Source organism: Dyadobacter linearis (assembly GCF_907165045.1).
Lineage (GTDB): Bacteria > Bacteroidota > Bacteroidia > Cytophagales > Spirosomataceae > Dyadobacter > Dyadobacter linearis.
This window is the reverse complement of sequence record NZ_CAJRAU010000004.1, coordinates 40,679-62,410: the sequence shown is the minus strand read 5'-3', so window position 1 is coordinate 62,410 and position 21,732 is coordinate 40,679. Positions and strand designations below refer to the sequence as shown.

The 21,732-nt window shown below is 46.0% G+C and carries 12 protein-coding genes; 6 read left to right on the top strand and 6 right to left on the bottom strand.

The genetic code is table 11. The annotated features are described in order from the left end of the window. Nucleotides 1-193: 193 nt before the first annotated feature. Nucleotides 194-6,247: an alpha-2-macroglobulin family protein gene (locus tag KOD92_RS14820; protein ID WP_215234364.1), complete on the top strand. Its 6,054-nt coding sequence runs from the start codon at nt 194-196 to the stop codon at nt 6,245-6,247. Nucleotides 6,248-6,268: 21 nt separating this feature from the next. Here KOD92_RS14820 and KOD92_RS14815 read toward each other — a convergent pair whose 3' ends face one another. Further along, a complete protein-coding gene (locus KOD92_RS14815) occupies nt 6,269-7,477 on the bottom strand; it encodes a DegT/DnrJ/EryC1/StrS family aminotransferase (protein ID WP_215234363.1) in 1,209 nt (402 codons plus the stop codon). Between the two features lie 146 nt (nt 7,478-7,623). On the opposite strand from KOD92_RS14815, the gene KOD92_RS14810 reads away from it, so the two are divergent. After that, nucleotides 7,624-8,907: a hypothetical protein gene (locus KOD92_RS14810; RefSeq protein ID WP_215234362.1), complete on the top strand. Its 1,284-nt coding sequence runs from the start codon at nt 7,624-7,626 to the stop codon at nt 8,905-8,907. Here the strand turns inward: KOD92_RS14810 and KOD92_RS14805 are convergent, their stop codons facing one another. The 4 genes from KOD92_RS14805 to KOD92_RS14790 form a co-directional block, all read right to left on the bottom strand. Continuing rightward, nucleotides 8,908-10,689 (bottom strand): purple acid phosphatase family protein, encoded by a 1,782-nt coding sequence (locus KOD92_RS14805; protein ID WP_215234361.1) that lies wholly within the window; start codon nt 10,687-10,689, stop codon nt 8,908-8,910. A gap of 103 nt (nt 10,690-10,792) precedes the next feature. Continuing rightward, nucleotides 10,793-12,505: a SusD/RagB family nutrient-binding outer membrane lipoprotein gene (locus KOD92_RS14800; protein WP_215234360.1), complete on the bottom strand. Its 1,713-nt coding sequence runs from the start codon at nt 12,503-12,505 to the stop codon at nt 10,793-10,795. A 38-nt stretch (nt 12,506-12,543) separates the two neighbouring features. Further along, nucleotides 12,544-15,888 (bottom strand): SusC/RagA family TonB-linked outer membrane protein, encoded by a 3,345-nt coding sequence (locus KOD92_RS14795; RefSeq protein ID WP_215234359.1) that lies wholly within the window; start codon nt 15,886-15,888, stop codon nt 12,544-12,546. A 33-nt stretch (nt 15,889-15,921) separates the two neighbouring features. Next, a complete protein-coding gene (locus tag KOD92_RS14790; protein ID WP_215234358.1) occupies nt 15,922-16,119 on the bottom strand; it encodes a hypothetical protein in 198 nt (65 codons plus the stop codon). A 17-nt stretch (nt 16,120-16,136) separates the two neighbouring features. On the opposite strand from KOD92_RS14790, the gene KOD92_RS14785 reads away from it, so the two are divergent. The 4 genes from KOD92_RS14785 (at nt 16,137) to KOD92_RS14770 (ending at nt 20,007) form a co-directional block, all read left to right on the top strand. Further along, nucleotides 16,137-17,666 carry a BamA/TamA family outer membrane protein gene (locus KOD92_RS14785; protein ID WP_229254681.1) on the top strand — a complete coding sequence of 510 codons (1,530 nt, stop codon included), beginning with the start codon at nt 16,137-16,139 and terminating at the stop codon, nt 17,664-17,666. A 119-nt stretch (nt 17,667-17,785) separates the two neighbouring features. Next, a complete protein-coding gene (locus KOD92_RS14780) occupies nt 17,786-18,379 on the top strand; it encodes a hypothetical protein (protein ID WP_229254680.1) in 594 nt (197 codons plus the stop codon). 4 nt (nt 18,380-18,383) lie between these two features. After that, nucleotides 18,384-19,091, top strand: coding sequence for a peptidylprolyl isomerase (locus KOD92_RS14775; RefSeq protein WP_215234356.1), 708 nt, complete (start codon nt 18,384-18,386; stop codon nt 19,089-19,091). Between the two features lie 7 nt (nt 19,092-19,098). Then, the gene (locus tag KOD92_RS14770) at nt 19,099-20,007 is read left to right on the top strand and encodes an SDR family oxidoreductase (protein WP_215234355.1); all 909 of its coding nucleotides are present in this window, start codon (nt 19,099-19,101) and stop codon (nt 20,005-20,007) included. Here KOD92_RS14770 and glgP read toward each other — a convergent pair. Further along, a complete protein-coding gene (gene glgP / locus KOD92_RS14765) occupies nt 20,004-21,650 on the bottom strand; it encodes an alpha-glucan family phosphorylase (RefSeq protein WP_215234354.1) in 1,647 nt (548 codons plus the stop codon). The two genes, KOD92_RS14770 and glgP, sit on opposite strands and share 4 nt — an antisense overlap. Between the last annotated feature and the right edge of the window lie 82 nt (nt 21,651-21,732).

Genomic DNA, 21,732 nt, shown 5'->3' with positions numbered 1-21,732 from the left:
ATTCCTTGAAGTGCATTAATTAAAGATACTTCATAATGAAGAAAGCGGCAATTGGTAATTTTTATACTTTCCGGGAATGCGAAAGTTGTGTTACCAATTTATGTTCAAATATGTCCTTTGGATAATCCGTTGGTCAGTAGCTTGCTTATTCCACTATATTTATTTCGGCTAAAAATTTTACCCTCGAATAAAAATGAAAGCGACTAAATGTCTGATCAATTTATTTTTCACACTATTAATCCTGTTGATAACTATGCACACAAATGGTCAGGTACCGGCAAAGAAATATGAAGTAAAATGGAAAAAAGTAGCTGATTTTCAAGCAAAAGGACTTTCGAAATCTGCATTGACGGAAGTGCAGCAGATCTACAAAACCGCCAAAGCCGAAAAGCAGGAAGCGCAGGTGATCAAGGCTGCGATATATATGGTAACCCTGCAAGCGGAAACGCGGGAAAGCAACGAAATTGCTTCCATTAAGGAGCTGGAAGCCGAAATGGAGGCGAGCAGCGGGGTGGTAAAGTCAATATTGAGAAGTCTGGTTGCCGATCAGTATTATGGTTATTACCAAAATATTAGGTGGCGAATTTACCAGCGAACTGCTACATCGGGCTACACGAAAACGGATGTAAGTACCTGGGGAACTGAGGATTTCCACAAAAGAATCACAGAGCTGTACCTCGCATCGCTGCAAAATGAAAAGGAGTTGCAGCAAACGGATTTGGAACAATTTGATGCGATTATTACAAAAGGCAACACCCGCCAGCTCCGCCCTACCCTGTTTGATTTACTGGCGCACAATGCGTTGCAATATTTTTCTTCTGACGAAAGAGAATTGAAGAAGCCAGCCAATGTGTTCCAGATTAATTCTGCCTCCGCATTTGATCCCGCTGCCGATTTTATTCACCGCAAGTTCGAAACCAAAGATTCCGCTTCTCTTGAATTTTATGCATTGCAGCTCTTCCAGCGGCTAATTGCTTTTCACATCAATGATCCGCAGCCCGATGCATTGATCGATGTGGATCTGCTTCGCATTCAGTTTGTAAAGCAGAAATCGGTGCATGAAAATGCGGATGAGCTTTATTATATGTCGATCAACCACGTCGCCGAGCAATATCAGCAAACTCCCGCTGCTGCTCAGGCGTGGTACCTATTAGCCGATTATTATGTGGGCCGGGGCAATACTTACAAAACGGGCGAAGACTCCACCAACCGGTTTGCGAAAGTAAAAGCGGAGGAGATTTGTAAGAAAATCATTCAGGAAAATCCCAAAACGGAGGGCGGGATCAATGCTTTCAATTTACTAAACAGTATCCGGCGAAAAACCCTGCAATTCAATGCAGAACACGTGGTTATTCCTGAGAAACCATTTTTGCTTTTTGTTGAGTATAGGAACATTAAGAAGTTGTATCTCAAACTTGTAAAGGCGACGGAAGCGCTGAAAGTCAATTTCGAAGAACGTAGCGGGGATAAATTCTGGCGAGACATTTCAAAAGCGCCGGCGATCCGGAGCTGGGAGCAGATTTTACCGGATACCAAAGATTATCAGGAACATAGCGTGCAAATCAAGGCGAATGCACTACCCATTGGCGAATATATGCTGCTCGCCAGTTCCACTCCTGACTTTTCGGATACCGAGTCGATCGGCGGCGTGAGGCTTATGTATGTGAGCAATATCAGCTATATCCAGCGAAACAGGGATTATTTTGTTTTAAACAGAGATACCGGTCAGCCACTTGCGGGAGCTGTTGTGAAAAGGTGGGATTCCAGTTTTGATTATCGGTCCCGCACTTACAAGAAAACACTCGGCGCCAGCTATGTAACTGACAAAAATGGCTATTTCAAAGAGCACTTCGCCAGCCAGAAGCAAGTCGACAAGGATTGTTTTGAGATCACATCAGGCAATGACAAGCTTTACATTCAGGAAGGAAGTAATACCTATTATTATGATGAGGTTGAAAAAGATGATCTCAAAACCAGCATTTACCTCTTCACAGACCGCAGCTTGTACCGTCCCGGCCAGACAGTTTACTTTAAAGGAATTGCAGCTTCCGGGAAAACGGTACTGAAAGACCAGACTCAAAAAATCAAGATTGAACTTCGGAATGCAAACAGTGAAACCGTTGAAACGATCACGAAGACAGTCAACGATTTTGGAAGCTTCGTAGGCACTTTTGCATTGCCACGCGCCGGATTAAATGGTGCTTTTTCCATCGTCGCCGACTCAAAACACACAGTCTCATTTCACGTAGAAGAATACAAAAGACCGCGGTTTGCAGTGCGCTTTGACACTTTGCGAGATGCTTACAAATTAGGAGATACCATTAAAGTGACCGGAATCGGGACAGCCTATGCGGGTAACCAGATCGACGGCGCGAAGGTGGTGTACAGGGTTGTTCGCAATGAGAGATTTATGTCGCCCTGGACACGCTGGAAACGGTATTATCCATCGCCGCCGACAGAAATTACGCACGGTGAAACTGTGACGAGTGCGGACGGCCAGTTTCATGTCAATTTTGAGGCTTCAGCTAATGCAAAAACAGACAAAAACCTGGATCCGGTATTCATGTACACGATTTATGCAGATGTAACCGATTCAAATGGAGAAACCAGAAGTGCGCAAACTGTTATTTCAGTTGGGTATAAATCAACAGTTATTAAAGCAGATATTCCTGAAAAAGTAGCACCGGATAGTTTGAGAAATCTAAAAATCCGCACGGAGAATCTGAACGGGGAGTTTGTGAACTCTACTATAAATGTGAAGCTGATTCGCCTCGTGCCTGAACAAAGACTAATCCGGCCACGCTACTGGGGAACGCCGGATATGTTTGTGATGACAAAAGGCGAATTTATGGCCGATTTTCCGCACGACGAATACGATAGCGAAACCGAAATGGAAAACTGGCCGGAGCAGGGAATTGCATTTGAAAAGACTGAAAAGCTGATTGAAAACAAAGATTTTGCATTAACCGGCCACAAGCTGACAGCAGGATTTTACAAAATAGAAATCCGCTCAAAAGAAGAAAACGGAGAAGAGAGCAGCGATATCAAATACATTGAAATAGCTGATTATGAAAATGCAAAACTTATCAAACCGGCATACGTGGAAGCGCAGAGCGACGGAGCCATTGAGCCGGGCGAGAAAACGAATGTGACAGTCGCTACCTCGGCTGACAAAGTTTTTGTGATCAGTACTTTTGGCAAAAAGCAAAATCCCGAAAACTTTTCATTTTTCAACTTAAATAACGAACAACGCACTTTCACGATCACGCCTACCGAAGCTGACCGCGGAGGGTATTCGATTGATTATGTTTTTGTAAAACACAACCGCGTGCACCAGGCGCAAAATTTCGTGAATGTGCCCTGGACAAATAAGGAGCTGGAAGTTGAGTATGAAACGTTCCGCGACAAAACGTTGCCAGGCAGTGAGGAGCAATGGAAAGTCAGGATTTCAGGCTATAAAAAGGAGCGGGTAGCGACGGAAATGCTGGGAAGTATGTACGACGCCTCGCTCGATCAGTTTTATCCGCATCAATGGAGAAAGCCGGATCACTGGCCGCTGGGGCAAATGCTGAACAGGTGGAGTAACGGAGTCAGTTTTATGGCGAAAGATGCTTCGATTTCCAGCTTTCAGTTTGAGTTGGGTAAGACTTTTGAAAAAACATACGACAAACTACTAGACGATCACATCGCAACGCGAATGCCAAGAGGAGGAGGCAATGCGAGACACCGGATGAGCTTGCCAAGAAGCCAGTCATTTAAGAAAGGAGAATACACCCAGGAAGAAGCGCTTGAAGCAGCTCCCGCTCCTCAAATGATTTTGGAGGATAAAGCGGAAATGGAAAAAGTAGTTATTGTTGGTTATGGTGTTCAAACTAAACCAGAACCTACGCCGGAACCTGCTAAAATCCGGCAGAACTTCAACGAAACTGCATTCTTTCTCCCCGATCTGAAAACGGACGAAAACGGCGCTATTACCTTTTCATTTACGTTACCGGAAGCACTTACCCGCTGGAAATTCCAGGCTTTGGCGCACACTCCTGCACTGGCTTTCGGATATAGTACAAAGGAGATCGTCACGCAAAAAGAATTGATGGTGCAGCCCAATGCGCCCCGGTTTCTGCGGGAAGGCGACCGGATTCTATTCCCTGCCAAAATCGTCAATCTTTCGGACCACGAACTTGCGGGTAATGCGACAATGCAGCTTTTCGATCCTGAAACGAATGAAGATGTTTCGAAAATATTTGATTTAAGTTCTAATGAAAAAGCATTTACAATCGCTGCCGGACAAAGCAAAACAGTTGATTTTTCACTAAAAATCCCGAAAGGCTACACCAGTGCATTGACCTGGCGTGTGGTTGCGAAAGCTGGAAATTTATCTGACGGAGAGGAGAATACACTGCCAGTTCTGCCTAATCGCATGCTGGTAACTGAAAGTCTGCCCCTCGCTATGCGCGGCTCTGGCAAGAAGGAGTTTAAGTTTGAAAAGCTGCTCCATTCCGGCAATTCAAAAACACTGGCGCACGAATCTGTCACTGTTGAATATACCAGCAACCCGGCCTGGTACGCGGTGCAGTCGCTGCCTTATTTAATGGAATATCCGTACGAATGCGCGGAGCAGACCTGGAACAGGTATTACGCCAATGCACTTGCCAGCAATATTGTAAAAAGTACACCTGCGATCGCCCGGGTGTTCAATGCATGGAAAACAGAAGATCTAGCTGCATTGGTAAGTAATCTTGAAAAAAACCAGGAGTTGAAATCGCTGCTGCTGGAAGAAACACCGTGGGTGCTTGCTGCCAAATCAGAAGCGGAGCAGAAAAGGAATATTGCATTGCTTTTTGATCTGATGAAAATGAGCAGTGAGCAGGAAAATAACCTCGCGAAACTGAAAGAAATGCAGAATGAAAGCGGAGGATTTCCATGGTTCAAAGGAGGGCGCGACGATCGGTATATTACCCAGTATATTGTATCAGGAATCGGGCACCTGGCAAAAACCGGCCATTTCTTTGCAGCTAAAAACCGGAGTATTGAACCGCTGCTAAATAAGGCTCTTAATTACCTGGACCAACAGATCAAGGCAGATTATGAAGATCTTATCAAGCAAAAAGCTGACCTGATTAAGTATACGCCCGGACCAATCCAGTTTCAATATATCTATCTCCGAAGCTTTTTCCTCGACAAGCCGGTCGAAGCGAATGCCCGGAAAGCTTATCAATATTTCATGGAGCGCGCCAAGGCTACCTGGATTAACCAATCGAAATATTCGCAGGGGCTTATTGCATTGGCATTAAACCGGAACCGGGACCAAGTTACGGCCAGGGCAATCCTGAAATCACTTCGTGAGACTTCTATCAACAATCAGGAACTGGGCATGTACTGGAAACACAACCGCAGCTGGTGGTGGCACGAGGCGCCCATCGAGCGGCAGGCGCTTTTCATTGAGGCTTTTCAGGAAATAGAAGGCGACAATGAAACCGTAGATGATTTGAAAACGTGGCTGCTTAAAAATAAGCAAACTAATAATTGGGAAAGCACCAAAGCAACAGCCGAAGCTTGTTATGCGCTTTTGATGACAGGAAATAAATGGCTGACGGAAGATAAAACGCCCGTTATTCAACTAGGTAACCAAGTAGTTAAAGCTGAAACTGCTGAATCTGGAACTGGCTATTTGAAGCAATCTTTCCAGAAAAGTGAAGTGGCCGCTGAAATGGGAAATATTCAGGTTGAACTGCGTGGTGACAATACTTCCAAGTCGCCAAGCTGGGGCGCTGTTTACTGGCAGTATTTTGAAGATCTGGACAAGATTACCTTTTCGGATACGCCATTGAAGCTATCAAAAAAGCTTTTTATTGAGAAAAAGACAGATCGCGGCCCTTTGTTGTCGGCGGTTAATGAGGGTGATGTTTTAAAAGTAGGTGATAAAATTGTAGTCCGCATTGAGCTACGTGTGGATCGCGACATGGAATATGTGCACATGAAAGATATGCGCGCCTCTGCCTTGGAACCCGTGAATGTGCTCAGTGGCTATAAATGGCAAAACGGGCTGGGTTACTACGAATCGACCAAAGACGCGAGTACCAATTTCTTTTTCAGCAATTTGCAAAAAGGCACTTATGTATTCGAATATCCTCTTTTTGTCAACCACCAGGGAGATTTCAGCAATGGAATTACCAGCATTCAATGCATGTACGCGCCCGAATTCTCAGCACATAGCGAGGGAATCAGGATTAAAGTCGAAAAAGATTAAAAATCAATTTTAACTAAACATTCATCGCGACTGTATTTTCAAAATCGCATTGGCAAAAGCTTCCATATCCGCTTTATCGCCCAGCATTGCGTGCTGTAAAATCCAGACTGCGTCGGAGCTACAAGCTTTTTCTGCTTCCGGGCAATGCACGTTGGTGTAGTCGACGTGGTCGGGAATGGCGTAGCACATGAAGTTTTTGTTCTGGAAAAGGGGTTGCTTGTACAATGGATGCGGGTAGCCCTTGTAACTCGGAACTCCTTCGGCGGCCAGCATTTCGGCAAAATCTGCCTTGGATAAGCCGCCGAAGTAAGCCGGATCGTATTTGAAAATGTAAATATGATAGCAATGCAGTGTGATCTTTTCATCCCGTTTCAAAGGCTCTACACCTGCTATTTTTTCCAATAAAGTATTGAGGTAAAGCCCGTTTTCATTTCTTGTACGTGTCTGAGCTTCCAGTTTTTTCAATTGCTCCGAAAGCAGTACCGCCTGCATTTGGGTGATGCGGTAATTGCAGCCCGGATTGTAGTGATCGTACCAGGCGCCGCCTTCAATGCGACCGACATTGCGCAGCGAATGCATCATTGCATACAATTCATCATCGTTTGTGATCACGATCCCGCCTTCTCCGGAAGTCAGGTTCTTGGAAGATTGAAAACTAAAACTGCCGACGTGACCAATAGAGCCAAGTTTTTTACCCTTATACTCCGCGCCATGAGCGTGGGCAGCGTCTTCAATTACTTTCAGATTATACTTTTCCGCAATGGACATAATCGCTTCCATATCACAGGCGAGTCCGCCGAAATGTACCGGAATAATCACTTTTGTACGTGGTGTAATCGCCGCCTCAATCGCAGCCGGACTGATGTTGTAAGTATCAGGATCAATATCCACGAAAACTGGCACACAGTTGCATTCAATGACCGAAGATGCAGTGGTAATGAAAGTATAAGGCGGCACAATCACCTCGTCGCCGGGCTTCACGCCGCAGGCAATTAGCGCGAGGCGCAACGAAACAGATCCGTTCACACAGGTAATCGCATATTTGCTTCCGCAATAAGCTGCAAATTCAGTCTCAAACCTGGCTATTGCATCCCCGCAATCAGGGTTACCCCATTTCCCACTCGCCACGATTTCGGCGACTGCATATATTTCCGGCTCGCCGTAAACGGGCCAGTTAAAATTCTTCTCAATCGATTTTGGTCCGCCGTTTATAGCCAGTTTCTCGTTCATAATTGGTGTTTGAATAGCTCGTGTGTTTCTTTTGGTATACTGACCGACGGGTTTTTTGGACTACTACAAGACTTCGCCAGCCGGCCCCGTAGTCCGTTTTGCAAACCGCCAAGTATTCCCCACACAACATTTTACCCTGCCAATCTATGATGAACCGACCGTTGTTATTATCCATCGTCCTCGCAGGAATGTCCTTCGGGACTGCCTGGGCGGTACGCGGACAATTCGGACACGAACAAGGAGCAGCCTGGGCCGGGGCAGTAGGCGGACTGGCTATTGTATTGCTCTCAAAAAGGCAGGATTGGTACGCCAAAGCATTTCAGCTGACACTTGCCTCAGCAATTGGCTGGGGAATCGGCGGCATTATCAGTTACGGAAAAGTGGTCGGTTATGGGCGTGGGCTAGACTTTGGGAATGTGTATTACGGACTCGCAATGTTGTTTGTAATCGGGGGATTGTTCGGGTTAATAGGTGGCGGATTATTCGGGCTCACGCTCGCTTCTTCCCGCGCCAAGCCTGCCAACTGGCCGCAGTTGCTGGTTGAAATGACTGCCGGAGCGATCATCTTCTATTATTTTTTAATAGAAGAAATGGGCTGGTTGATGACGCCGCCACGCTCCGAAGCCTGGGCTGCCTGTTTCGGAATGACAGTCGCATTGCTCTGGCACATGATCAGGCACAAGCAATATGCTGCGATCCGCGTGGCTGTAATGGCGGGTTTTGCAGCCGGTTTTGGTTTCGCATTTGGAAACTTCCTCCAAGTAATGGGCCATTCTTCCGGAATCAAATTCAACTTCTGGAATGTAATGGAATACTCGATCGGCTTTTTTGGCGGGATAGGAATGGCTTACGGTACTTTCACCTCAAAATGGGAGGTTACAGAAACCGATTCGAACCGCAATTCGCTTATTGCGCCACTCCTACTAGTCTTACTGGCATTTCCGCTGATCGTCTGGGATCAATCTTTTGAAACTGATCGACTGACTGAGATTTTCAAAAATGCTAGCCCGTTGGTTGATATTGCTTTAACAGTAGAAAACGTTCAGTGGATTTCGTTTCTGCTCGCCATTGCTTTTGGCGGATATTGGCTTTACCATTACCTGAAAACCAGATCATTGTACCTCAAATTGAGCTCCGATTCGCTCTACATATATTTCCTGAGCTATTTCGGAATGTACATTTCTTACAGCATTTTGATCACCGCCGCTTTTATGAGTCTTTACCGGATCGAACAATATTTGTATATCTGCAATTTTCTGGTTATCGCATTTACAATCAAAAAGCTAACCCCGGCATTTACTGACCGGGGTTTGAATATTAATCGGTGGACTGTCAATTTTCTTTTTGCACTTGCCTTTCTAGCTATTCTTACAGCCCTGGCGATCAGTTCCCACGGTGAGCTGCACGGTGCACAAGTCAGATTTGAGTGACTATTTTTCAATGATCAATTCATCTTTTAAAACACCTTCCGGATCCAGGCAACGGTAATGCAACTTGTTACCTTTTATTGAAATGTGCTGATACAGAGGTCCGTCCTTGTACCTTTTCACTGCATACTCTTCTTTCGGCCACCGCTCCTGCTTGCCAGGAATACTGATCGACATCGTATAAATCGTACCCTTCGCCGGACTATCAACTGCTTTATTGGCAAACATAGGTTTCGTCCGCAGATAGTAATGCATGTGCCCGTTCATCACCATATCCACGTGGTATTTATCAAACAGTGAGCACCACTCGCGCATAATCTCATCATAAGGCTCTTCAAAATTGTAAGGTGGAAAGTGGAACATCGCAAATTTCCATTTCGCCTTGCTGCTTTTCAATTGGTCCTCAACCCACTTGGTTTGATTAGGAACTGGTAATGTAGGATCAAGCATCAAAAACAGAGCATTCTGATATTCAAATGAATAAGTCATTTCGGAAGGCTGATTAGCCGGCCCGTTCTCTGGCAGACTGAACATCGCTTTGTACATGCCCGCACCCAATCCGTCCTGACTATCGTGATTACCCGGAACCGGCATGAGCGGGCGGGTAGTAAAGGTTTTTCCAGAATAATTCCACAAATGGTCCCAATCGTCGCGGTGCAAACCTGTTGTCACCAGATCACCGGCTATTGAGAAAAACGCTGTTTCCGGGTGTCTTAGCAACGATTTTTGCGCCATATCTCCCCAAATCTCAGAGAAATGCGTATCACCAAACCAGATAAATGAGAAGTTGTCCTTCTGATCGGCGGCCGTTTTGAATGAAGCCTTCGCCTCCCAATTATCCTTTTGAAAACTTAAACTGTAACCATAGTCAGTACCCGGTTTCAAATTGACAAGTTTAGCCGTAAAACGCTTAATATACCTGTCATTTTGCAAGAGCCTGTCTTCCATTTTGAATGCGGAAGCATCTTTGAAAAGCGTGTCAGTGGTACCGGAAACCCAGTATTTCACTTTGCCCATTGTAGTTTCGGCGCTGGCCCTCCACTGCACGTCGACGGTCGTGCGCGGGTCGCCGCTCCATGTGAGTATTACCTGGTCGGGATGCGCGGACGAAGGTGTATCAGTAGTCCTGAAAGCTTTTACCAAATGCGCTTCACGGGCCCGGCCCCTGACTGTTGTAAATAATGCCTGCCCTATTAATTCAGCAGGTACCTCAGTCAATACCAGTCCGTCCCAATCGTGATAGGTAAAGGCTCCCTTTTTCATGGTGCTTACATTATATTTAGACGGATAAACCTGCGTTATTTCCAGCTTATCATCGCTGTTCAGCGGAGCTACACTAATAAAATAAACAGGCCGATGTTTATCGAAACCGTTAATTCCCAGCTCAACATTCCCTTTTTCAAAGTCCTTTTGCCAGACTTCGTAGGTATATTCTTCATTTTTTACCACCAGCTCGGTTTTCTTAAAGCCCGTTTCTTCCAGCCAAAATGGTACCACTTTCTGCGCGGTATCCCGCATGACAGAAACTTTTACAGGCACATTGGTATGAAACGTCCAGAATTTGGTAGCCAGAATCTCGCGCTCGCCCGCACTCAGGAATTGCAGGATATACCTTTCCGAAATCGTATCCAGCTCGGCAGGTTTGAGTGTTTTGTAAAGCCGGGTCACTGCATGATCAATTACTTCCTTGACAGTCCCGTCTACTCGCTCCTTTTCCGTTTTGCACGCCGAAAGCAGCGTTACCGCAGCCAGCAATGCAAGCATTCCAAATCGTATAATTTTCATTTTTGTATTTAAAAAAGTCGACAATAATTGCTGGCCTGCACATTAAAAAACCGGGACTGTCGGTACAGACAGCCCCGGTTTCATTTTATAGTTTAAAAATCAATTACCAGGGTTTGCCTGTTCCCTGTACCAGCCAGGGTTTCGACCACTGACTGTTTTTCTTGCGAACGCCCGAGAAGCTTGTTTCTTCCAGTTTTTCAATAGCACTTCTCACACTTGCGCCGTTGTTGTTCAACTCGTTATTGCTGTAAATAAATCGCAAAGGCAATGCGCGGGAAGTGGGGGCTACACCTGGAACAAGCGCAGGCAACCCTGTTCTCCTGTAATCAAACCAGGCTTCCGTCGCCATAGTCCAGCTCGCTACCCATTTCTGTTCAATAATCTGCGCCTGCGTGCCTTTATAAGCCACACTTTTCAAGAAAGCATCATACTGATCAGCTACTCCCCAGGTTTGCAGCGACTGTTTGATCGCATTATTATAATGCGTTTCAGCATTACCAGCCGCCCAGCCTTTTTGCGCAGCTTCCGCAAGAATAAAGGAAGTCTCAGAAGCCGACGCTAATCTGGCTTTTAAAATACCGCCTTTAACTCCCTGATAAGTATAACTAAGCTGCGAAGCATGCTGATTCTGAACCTGTTGTCCGGTTGTCGGATTTTCGTTGTAATACGTAGGATCGGTCATACCGGCCGGAATACCTACATATTCGCTTGTATTCAGCGGTCCGTTAAACAGATCAGGATGGCTTGGCTTGTATTTGGTTGGGTTAAAATGGCGGGTGTATTTGTGGCCGGCAGCGATACCAGCTTTCAATTCCATCTGGGTCAGCGATTTAATACCAGTCTGAATCACACCATCTTTCCGGATAAATTCATCCATTCCGGTTGCCAGCGCAGGGTCCGATACCCACCTCACGTGCACAGGCTGAAACCAAACTTTCAAACGCGGGTCGCTGTTCGCCACCAGGTTATTTATCAAAGTAGCAGCAGGTCTTCTTCTTCTCCAGTTGGATTCACTCACATCGTAAGCGACTGCATTTGGCCACGAATTGTTCGCGTCAGTTCCGATAAAATCCATCACGGCATCGTCACTTGCATCCTTCATATAAATACCTGAGGTGTACACCGATTCGATACCGGCTTTGGCAACGTCCGGCAACTTGCTCGAAATACGCATATAGTAGCGAAGCAAAAGTGTATTGGCAAACTTCTGCCACTTTTGGGTATTACCATTGAAATAAATATCATAAAAAGCCGCATCACGCTCATTTTCAGTAGTTCCAAAAATAGCAGCCGCCGCTTTCAGATCTTCAATGATTCCTTTATAGATCACCTCCTGGCTATCAAATGCGGGAAGCATTTCTCCAGCGTCGCCTTTGAGCGCATTAGTGTAAGGTGCGTCACCCCAAAGATCGGAGATCGTTCCAAAAATGAATGCACGCATTGTGAGCGCCACACCCTCCTGGAATTTGTAATTCAACTCCACCGATCTGTTATACAGCAAGTTGTTATTTCTCAGATATCCATACCATTCTTTCCATTCATCGTCTTCCTCCGTCCAGTTATAGTCATTGAATCCGTCTTTCCAGGCATCTTCCTGGGTATGCTGTACTACGCCTGCAATCCTGCCGTAACCCAGCTTCACATACCGGTTGGCCACGCCGCTCATTACCGTCGGCATTACCAGGTTCGGATTGGCGCTGTTCGGGTCCACTCCATTGGGGTTTTCATTGATCTCTGTCAGCGAATCGTCGCAAGAGGATACTGCGAGCAGCATGAAAACGAAAGCTATTTTGGGTATATATTTTAAAATCTTCATCGCCTTGTGATTAAGTATGAATAAGGTTTTTATGAAAATCAGAAGTCGAAGTTCAACTTGAAACCGAAAGGAATCGTCCACGGCATTACATTTTGCCTTTCAATACCCTGACGGAAACCACCTCGCTGCGGATCAGCCCAGAACGCTCTCTCCGGATCGATACCGATTTGAGAAGCTGTCCACAACATGATATTCCTTGTATAAAGCGACAGGTTTGCATTGCGGATCGTGCCAAAAAGCATTGGGATCTTGTAGTTCAGTGTAACCTCTCTCAATTTTACAAAAGAAGCGTCGAACGTAACCTGCTGGTTGAAGCCCCAGGGATACATATTGGTGATCGGCAAGAATTTTGTTCCTGCTCCGCCCAGCCATTCGTGGTAGTCACCTTTAGCATCTTGCCAAACACCAGGAATAAATGCACCGTCACCATCTTCGCCAAAACCGCCCGTAGCTGTTGTGTGGCCGCCTACTCTCGGGAAGTTGCCGTTTTGCGGGATAATGTATTTCTCAGGATCCGATTTCAGCAGTGCAACCAGTTCGTCGGGGCTGTACAATCCGCCCGGGATCAGGTTGTCGATCTGCCGCTGCGATTTCCAGTCCGACTCTCCGTACCGATAAGTAAATGACATAAATTCACCTCCCTGACGCCAGTCAAAGCTCAAACCCAGCGAAAATCTTTTGTAAGAAAGGGTCGCCTGCGCGCCTACAAGGAAATCGGGGTTATAGTTTCCAACTTTTACGTTGGTCTCGCGGCCGCCTAAAGTCTGCCAGTCCATATCGCCGTTACCTTTTTCGTCGTAAGCAATGATCGGCCAGCGGTAGTAAGGCGAAGCTTTATCAGTTACCGTCGCAAAACCGCGGCTGTAAAGGTTACCGATCTGTTCGCCTACATAGGTATAAGCACCAGCGCCATTTTCTCCCCATTGTTCAAAAAACGGAAAGTTAGGGGCCAGCTCTTTCACAGTCACTCGGTTGCGGCTGAAATTTGCATTCAAATCCAGGCTCCAACCATTCAGGTTACTGATCGGTGTTCCGCCCAGCCCAACTTCCCAGCCGCGGCTCACCAGCTTTCCGGCATTGATATTCTTGGAACTATACCCGGTCGAAGGCGCCATTGGTACACTGAATATCTGGTTCGTATTCGCGCGGTCATAATAAGTAATGTCGAAACGCAGGCGGTTATTGAACATATTCAAATCAATACCTCCTTCCGTAGAAGTTGCGATTTCAGGCAGTAAGGTTGGGTTTAACAAAACGTCACCCAGATTGGCAGTTACCAAATCACCCCAGTTTCCTGTTCCAAGGTTCGGATAAAGCTGGTAGGGGTCGGTGTCATTACCCACCTGCGCCCATCCTCCTCTGAATTTCAAAAGCGAAATAGCGGAAGGCATATTAAAAGTAGTGCTCGCTACCCAGCTCAGAGATGCAGACGGATAGAAGTAAGAGCGGTTACTTTCAGGCAATGTGCTCGACCAGTCATTCCGCGCTGTCAAGTCCAGGTATAATTGATTTTTAAAACCAACAGAAGCGAGTGCATACAAGCTGTAAATCGCTTTCCGGTAGCTGCCGTTTCCTACAATACGGTTCCCCACAGGAATATTACCGATATTATACAAACCCGGTACAGAAAGATCCCGACCACCCAGATTTGAACTATTACCCTTCTGCTGCATGATGTTACCACCAGCCGAAATAGTGACATCAAAGCTTGGTGTCTTGATGGCTTTCGCGATCAGGAAGTCAGCATTACTTTCATTCCTGCCGATATTTTCCAGATAATAGCCGCCTTTCGCCATGCTTTTATAGCTCCATGGAATTTTCGTTTCGCGGTCCTCGTCGTACATATCATGCGAATAGCGGGCAAATGCAGTCAGGCCGGGAGCAATAGTCCAGTCCAGCTTAATGTTACCATATAAACGGTCACGTGTATACGCATTGGTCAAATGATTAGCCAGAAAGTACGGGTTATCCGTTTCACCTTTCGCAACAGTAAGCTGTTCGATCTCTTCCAAACCTGGCTTCCAGACACCTTTCAGGTCATTGATATCGTAGCTTGACGAATAGTATACAGCTTGCAGCGGGTTACCGTCGCGCTCGGAAGTCTGCGGGCGGCTGTTTGAATTTGATCTGACAAAATTAAGGTTAGTGCTCAATTTCAGGTTTTTATGCATATCGAAAGTCCCCGCCATGGTAAGCGCATTCCGGTACAGATCCGAGTTTGGGATCAGGCCGCGGTTGACCATATTATTGTACGAAACGCGGTACGTCGACTTGTCCGTAGAACCCGAAACTGTGAGGTTGTTGGTTGAAGTAATCCCTGTCTGCAGGAAGTTCTTCATGTTGTTTTTATACGATTTAAGCTCGGTAGGAACGGGATTGCCATTTTCATCGAGCGGGCTATTCCATTGTGGCGCCTTGTTTCCTGCATCCAGCGGCATTCCTCCCCAATAAGCAGAAGATTCATCGACCAGAAACGGTCTGTCGCCATTTGCATACTTATAATGGAAGTCCAGGAACCGGTAAGGCTTTTCGAAAACATTGGAAGTGGAGAAAGATACGCCCAGTCCTTTGCCTTTCTTGCCGGATTTGGTGGTGATCAAGATAACCCCGTTTCCTGCGCGCGAACCGTACAATGCAGCAGCACTTGGCCCTTTCAGTACCGACATACTTTCAATATCGTCGGGGTTAATATCCGAAATTGCATTTCCGTAATCCACCCTGTTGCCACTTCCTTTTTCGCTCACGTTGGCCAGGCTGTTGGCCAGAGGTACACCGTCCACTACAAATAGCGGCTGGTTATTTTTCAGCGAAGCTGCTCCGCGGATGATAATGCTGATAGAAGAGCCTACCCCGCTGGTCTGATTGATCGACACACCGGAAACGCGGCCGGAAAGCGAAGTGAGCACGTTTTCATTGGCTACGTTCGCAATATCCTTCGCTTCGACCTTGCCTACATTATAACCCAGTGATTTGGTTTCTCTTTTGATACCCAGGGCTGTCACCACCGCTTCCTGCAGTGTGGCCACGTTTTCCTCCAGCACCACGTCGACCACACTTTTGCCATTTATGGGCATTTCGATGGTGTTGAAGCCGATATAGGAGAAAACCAGCACTGCATTACTGCCCTCAGCATCAATGGTATAGTTGCCGGAAGCATCCGTTGTGGTTCCGGTTTGGGTACCTTTCACGAGCACATTGACGCCGGGTACTGGCACACCGTCGACGGCCGAAGTAACTGTCCCTTTTATTCTGTCAACCGCTGTCTGGCCATTTTCAATAGCTTTTGCGAGCCCAATTGCAAACGCAGGAATATCCGTTCCTGAAAAGAAGAGCAAAGCGAGCATACATCGTGCCGCCATTTTCAAAGTCGCTTTCGGTTTCATAGTATTAAGTTGGTAGTAGTTAAAAACATAGGTTCAAATTGATTTTTCAGATTGATTTTCGTGTTTTTGCTCCTCTTTGAGAAGCTGATAAAAGTAGGCTTCCAGAACTTCCGAATATTCCTGCTGCTGCTCTTCGCTTGTAATACCGGCAAGCAGTTCAGACACTTCTTCCCCTGAAAGCTTGTTGCTTATGAGCTTCTCTATCAATTTTTCCACCCGGGAAAGTGACATGGCTTGGCTTGTTAGGTATGTCAAGAATACTGGCGTTGCAGGGTTATGGACTACTGCGGGAGATAAGCTTTATCAAAATTTTCACCATATTCAGGAAAAGATTCGTTTCGGTTATGGAAACCAGGCTGTTAAGAATGTATTATAGAGGATTTTACTATTTATTTTTGTTCCTAACCATTACCGGATACGCTCATTCTCAGACCGTTGCACCTGACAGCTCAGGTACTGTTGTGGTAGGAGAAGTGAAGGTGGAGGGGAACCACAAGACGCGCACCAGTATTATTCTTCGTGAAATAGAAGTTCGAACCGGCGACCGTCTCTCCACGGAGACCTTAAAGGAAAAGCTCGAAATAGACCGGAGGAAGGTCGTCAATACCAATCTTTTTATCACTGTTGAAATGCTGACGCAGGCTAATCCTGATTCTGTGCATACGGATATTCGGGTAGTCGTGAAGGAAAGGTGGTATCTCATTGCGCTGCCCGTTTTTCAGCTGGCTGACAGGAATTTTAATGAATGGTGGTATGAGCGTAAAAGAGATTTATCCCGAACAACATATGGGGCCTATCTGAGCTACGGAAATTTAACCGGCAGAGCTGATAAGTTGCGCTTTCTGGCAGAATTCGGGTTTATTCCCAAATTTGAAATTGCCTACACGCTCCCCTATCTTGATAAAGCACAAAAGACCGGCATTACGATCGGTGCTTCCTATTCTATCAATAAGACTACTGCATTCCGCACCTGGCGGGACAAGCTGCAATATCTGAGCAGCGAGGATATCAACCGGCAGCGTTTTTACAGTTATGTCAGTTTAACGCGCCGTAATAAATACTACACTTTTCATTCGCTCGACCTGAGGTGGAGCCAAACCCGGATCTCTGATACCATTGCGATACTCAATCCTAATTATATCCTCGACGGAAGAAAAAGGCAGCATTTCCTGCAACTGACCTACACTTTCAGCTACGATAAAAGGGATAATGTGCAATATGCTTTGCAGGGGCAAACGTTTGGTTTACAAGCTTCTAAAATTGGCCTGCTTCCCAGCGACAATATCAATACGCTGTATTTCTACGGTTCTTACCGCAAATATGTCCCTCTCGGCGGGAAGTTCTTTTTTAATACGGGGCTGCGTGGGAGGCTTTCATTTCCAAAGCGCCAGCCTTATCTACAAACGATCGGGCTCGGTTACAGAAATGACCTGGTACGCGGCTACGAACTGTATGTTGTTGATGGACAGGATTATGCATTGATCAAAAACGAAGTTAAATACCGGCTCTTCGCGATCCAGAAACAGCTTTCGTTCATTCCTATCCGCCAGTTCAATACGGTTCCGCTGGCAGCTTACCTCAATACTTTTGCAGATGCAGGTTATGTAAAAAACAGTTATCCTGAGCTAAGCAACACCAGATTGGGTAACAAAATGCTGTATGGCGCGGGTGCCGGCCTCGACCTCGTGACTTTTTATAATATTGTAATGCGGTTCAATGTAACACTGAATGCGCAGGCAGAGAAACGCTTCTTTTTCAACATTTCAAGGGAATTTTGATTTGATTTTCAGAAAATGGATTTATAGCTAAATTGCGTGGGCAGATAGGAAGAGCTTTTAAAGGCACGACTATTTTACCGGACATAAAACCTAACTGAATGAACAAAAAGTCTACTATTATGAAATATTGCATGATTGGTGCCAGCGCAATCGTTTTCTTGCTGACAGCAGGAGGTTGCGATACCAAAACAAATGAAAAGACGGAAAAGGCTCCCGATTCGGTTGTGATAGAACAACCTGCGGCGTCAGATCTGAACAGCGATCAATCTGCTTTACTCGAAACGATATTGGGCGAGTCGGAAGCCAGCGAGCAGACCATATTGCGGGGTGTATCTTTCGGGGATCCGGTGAGTAAGGTCAAAGCGGCGGAAACTTTCGAAATGTTCGAGGAAGCTCCGGATCACCTGGGTTACACGCAGGAAACGTCCCGCCTGGAAACGATCGATGTGCAGTATTTTTTTGATAAGGATAAAAAAGTCAACAAGATCACTGTGGATGTGTACCTCAACAGCCCGGAAGCGACAAAACAGCTTTGGAGAGCCGGTCAGCGCTATTTCAGCGAAAATTATGGGGCTCCAAAAGAGGAAGGCAAGAAAATCATGTGGAATAATAAATTGGTAGGAGTTAATATGGAAGATGTTTCTGAGGGGAAAGATTATGGTTTAAAATTCCAGTTTTACCCAGCGAATAAAAACGTATTAGCCGCAAAATAGTACTATGAAAAACAAAAATTCGATTGCTCTGGCACTTCTGTGCCTGTTTTCACTTAGCGTCTCTGCTCAGAAAAAATCAAAAAAAGACGAAGTAGTTACCATCGAGACAAACCAGGGAACAATGCGTTTTATCCTGTTCGATGAAACCCCCAAACACAAAGAAAATTTCCTTAAACTCACGAAAGAGAACTTTTATGACGGAACACTCTTCCACCGCGTGATCGACGATTTCATGATCCAGGGTGGAGATCCTGAATCGAAAAACGCCAAACCAGACGATAATCTGGGAAAAGGTGAAAACGGTTACAAGATTCCAGCTGAATTCAATCCCAAACTGTATCACCAAAAAGGTGCATTAGCGGCTGCAAGGGACAATAATGCTAAAAAAGAGTCAAGTGGCTGCCAGTTTTATATTGTAGAAGGCAGAAAATGGAGTAAGATCGATCTTGACAAACAGGCAGCGCGGGCGGCACGAAAACTGACGGAGGCGCAGCGCAAAGTGTACGAAACCGTAGGTGGAACGCCGCATTTGGACGGATCTTATACCGTATTTGGTCAGCTGATTGATGGTATGGAAGTGATCGACAAAATTGCTTCGCTGGAAAAAAACGAGAGAGACCGGCCGGAGAAGGATGTTTCGATAAAAGTTTCGGTGAAAAACATGAAGAAGAAAAAAATCACCAGAAAATACGGCTGGAAATACGAAGCTTAACAGATCTTTGGAACAGAAAAAGATACTCATAACCGGCTCTAACGGACTTTTAGGCCAGAAATTGGTCGAATTGCTGGTTGCAAAAGACAATGTCCGGACGTTCGCGACGGCCAAAGGTGGTAACCGGTTACCTTTTCAGGAGGGATACGAGTTTCTCGAAATGGATGTCACTGACGTGCAGGAAGTGGAACAAGTAATTTCCCAAATTCGCCCGAATGTAGTGATCCACACCGCCGCAATGACGAATGTGGATCAATGCGAAATGGAGAAGGAAGCCTGCTGGAAGCTGAATGTGACAGCGGTAGAAAATCTGATTTCGGTGTGCGGCAAGTTTGATATTTTCCTCCAACATCTTTCCACCGACTTCGTATTTGACGGAAAATCAGGCCCTTACTCCGAAGAAGACCAACCGAATCCAATCAGCTTTTACGGTTGGAGCAAATACGCAGCCGAGCAAGCGGTATTAAGTTCAGGAATCCGTTTCGCGATCACCAGAACCGTGCTCGTATATGGGATAGCGCACGATATGAGCCGGAGCAATATTATTCTCTGGGTTAAAAAATCATTGGAGGAAGGTAAGGCGATCAAGGTAGTAACCGACCAATACCGGACTCCAACGCTCGCCGAAGACTTGGCAATTGGCTGCTATTTAATTGCAGATCAGGAATCCGAAGGTATATTCCACATTTCCGGAAAGGATTTCCTTACTCCCTACGAAATGGCGATCATGGCCGCCGACTACTTTCATCTTGATAAATCCCTGATCTCCCCAACCGACGCGTCCGCATTCACCCAACCAGCCCGCCGCCCGCCGCGCACTGGCTTTATACTCACGAAAGCCAGTGCAGTTTTAGGCTACGAACCGCATTCCTTTGAAGAAGGAATTGCAATTTTAGCAGGGCAGATTAAGGCTTAGTACAACTTTTCATAATACTCCCGCGCCATGCGGTCGGAGTTGAACTCGACGTTGACGTCGTTCATGCTGTTTAGTACCATTTGCAGCCATTTGTCCTGGTTGCTATAATAGGTAGGAATTACTTCGTTTTCCAGCTTTTCCAGCAGATTATCACAATCCTGTTTGTTAATATCTTCGCCCTTTGCAACTGGAAGAAGGAACGAGTTTTCGCCGTCTTTTGAAAATTCACAGATCCAGCCGTCATAAGTTGATAAGTTCAGCGAGGCATTCATTGCGGCTGTCATGCCGCTGGTACCCGAAGCTTCGCGGGTTACGACCGGGTTGTTGAGCCACACGTCCGAACCATCTTTCAGCAATTTTGACAAAGCGAGCTCGTAGCCCGTCAGTACCGCCATATTCGAGAAATGGTGGCTCATGTAGAACAATTTATTGAATGTATTCACAGCACCTTCGTCTTTCGGATAAGGTTTCCCTGCCCAAATTACCTGTACCGGCTGCTGGGCATTTTGCATGATTTTCGTGAACCGCTGTACGTCCCACGCGAGCATATCCGGTCTTTTATAGGCTGCAAAACGTCTCGCCCAAACGATAGTCAGTACATTCGGATCGAATATTTTCCCGCATTGATCCGCGACCGTCTTGAATAGTACCGCTTTAAGCTCCTTTTTCCGGGCAGCAATTTTGTCAAGATCTTTGTCAATCCGCGCTTCTTCCAGCTCTTTATCAACCCAATAGGTATTATTCTGCGCGTTCGTAATATGATCGATCGGCGCAATTTTCGGATGTGCTTTCCACATATCCCGGGAGACTTCACCGTGCAACTTCGAAACGCCGTTTGCTTTGCGGCTCAAACTTAATGCAGCCAGAGAGTGATTGAAGATATTCTCCTTGACGCCGCTTATTTTACGCACAGTCTCAATATCCAACCCCGAGAAGAAACCCAGCTTTTCCAGAAAGTGTATCTCGTGTTTTTCGTTCCCGGCTTCTTCCGGCGTGTGTGTAGTGAACACCACGCGCTTTTTTACCTCGGCTACTGTTTTGTGTTTTTTATACAAACTAAAAATCGCCGATACAGCGTGCGCCTCGTTAAAATGATATACTTCCGGCTCGTAGCCTAGTTCTTCAAGAAGCTTCGCGCCGCCTATTCCCAACACCATGCATTGCGCCACTTTGAGGGTAACGTCCGCATCATATAATGAATAGCAAATTGCCCGCGTATCGTCGTCGTTTCCGTCCGTATCCGTTGTAAGCAGGAAAAGCGGAGCCGACGTAAATACTTCCGGATCAAGGTAATAGGCTGCAACCCAAACCTGTTTCCCTAAAATAGGAATCTGAAAACGTATAGTAGTGTCGGTCAGAAACGAGTACATTTTCTCCCGGAATTCGGGCTCCATACTGCCGTCCTTTTTCCTTCCCTGGTCATAATATCCGTGCTTCCAAAGCATTCCGATACCGATCAGGTTTTGCTTTAAAGCATAAACACTCCGCATATGGGAGCCGGCTAGAAAACCCAGTCCGCCGGAATATATTTTCAGCGCCTGGTCGACGGCGAATTCCATTGAAAAATAGGCTACTGATTTTTTGTATTTAGGGTCGGGAGTAAATGGATGCTTGTAAGGAGGTGAAAATGTGGACTGTGACATCAGAAGGTTTTTTGGTTGAGAAACGAAAAGCCAAGGGCTTCTGCTCTGATCAGGTTACAAAATTGTGCCATCAAGATAAGAA